This is a genomic window from Flavobacterium sp., from assembly GCF_043720215.1.
Classification (GTDB): domain Bacteria; phylum Bacteroidota; class Bacteroidia; order Flavobacteriales; family Flavobacteriaceae; genus Flavobacterium.
This window is the reverse complement of sequence record NZ_JAYSSZ010000138.1, coordinates 1-1564: the sequence shown is the minus strand read 5'-3', so window position 1 is coordinate 1564 and position 1564 is coordinate 1. Positions and strand designations below refer to the sequence as shown.

General features: G+C 34.5%; 1 protein-coding gene. It reads left to right on the top strand.

Features of this window, described 5'->3' with window-relative positions; translation table 11 throughout:
* Nucleotides 1-20: 20 nt before the first annotated feature.
* The coding region (locus tag ACHZC3_RS06400; protein WP_394759045.1) for an HsdR family type I site-specific deoxyribonuclease at nucleotides 21-1564 on the top strand (1544 nt) is incomplete at its 3' end.

Sequence of the window (1564 nt, the reverse complement as noted above, 5' to 3'; positions counted from 1 at the left end):
TTAAAGCCAGTCAGATTTTAATGAATCTACCACAAGTAAAAAAAGTGGTATTTGTAGTGGATAGAAAAGATTTAGATTATCAAACTACCAAAGAATTTAACAGCTTTAGCAAAGGCAGTATTGACGGCACAGACAATACTAAAGCATTGGTAAATCAATTTGCAGACGATACCAAACTCATTGTAACCACCATCCAAAAACTAAATACTGCTATCAGCAAAAAGCAGTATTTAGGCAAAATGGAAAAACTCCAAAACGAACGTATCGTCTTTATTTTTGACGAATGCCACCGTAGTCAGTTCGGAGAAACACATAATCGTATCAAAGCGTTTTTTAATAATATACAGTTATTTGGATTCACAGGCACTCCCATTTTTGCAGACAATGCCGTAAAAAATGAGTTGGGTAAAAGAACTACTACCGAACTATTCGGCGAATGTTTGCACAAATATGTAATTACTGATGCTATCAAAGATGAAAACGTTTTAAAGTTTGCCGTAGAATATGTCGGCAGGTACAAGAAAAAAGATACCGCCACCGAAATAGATATTGAGGTAGAAGATATTGATGTAAAGGAGTTGATGGAATCACCTCTACGTTTAGAAAAAATAGCCGATTACATTATAGTCAACCACAACCGTAAAACACATAACAGAGAATTTACCGCTATGTTTTGCGTAAGTTCTGTGGATACGCTTATTAAGTATTACGATATTTTATACCAGAAGGAAGTAGCAGGAGAACACAATCTTAAAATCGCTACTATTTTCAGTTATGCCGCCAATGAAGACGATGCAGAAGCCAACGGATTACTGCCCGAAGAATTATCAGTATTGGAAGAACCGCCTAGGGCTTTATATGGTTTACAAGCTCATAGTCGGGAAAAGTTAGACGAATTTATTGTCCATTACAACCAACTCTTTGAAACTAAATTTTCAACGAAAGACAGCGAATCGTTTTACAACTATTACAACGATATTTCAAAAAAAGTAAAAGAACGTAAAATTGATATTTTATTAGTGGTAAATATGTTCCTGACGGGTTTTGACAGTCCAACGCTGAACACCATGTATGTCGATAAGAACTTAAAATATCATGGTCTAATACAAGCCTATTCAAGAACCAACAGAATATTAAACGAACAAAAATCCCAAGGAAATATAGTAGTATTCCGCAATTTAAAAAAAGCTACGGACGAAGCCATTACCTTATTCAGCAATAAGGAAGCTATTGATGTAATCATCATGCAGCCTTATGAAGACTATGTAAAAAAGTTTGATGAGGCTTATGATGAACTATTAAAACTTGCCCCAACGGTAGATAGTGTTAATGATTTACAAAGCGAAGACGATGAATTAGAATTTATAAAAGCATTCAGGAATCTAATGCGGATAAAAAATATCCTAACTGCTTTTGCCGATTTTAAATGGGAAAGCTTGGCAATGGAGGAGCTAATATTTGAAGACTACAAAAGCAAATACCTTGATTTATACGACAAGGTAAAAAGTAACAATGAAAAAGAAAAGGTTTCTATTTTAGAAGACGTTGACTTTGAACTGGAACT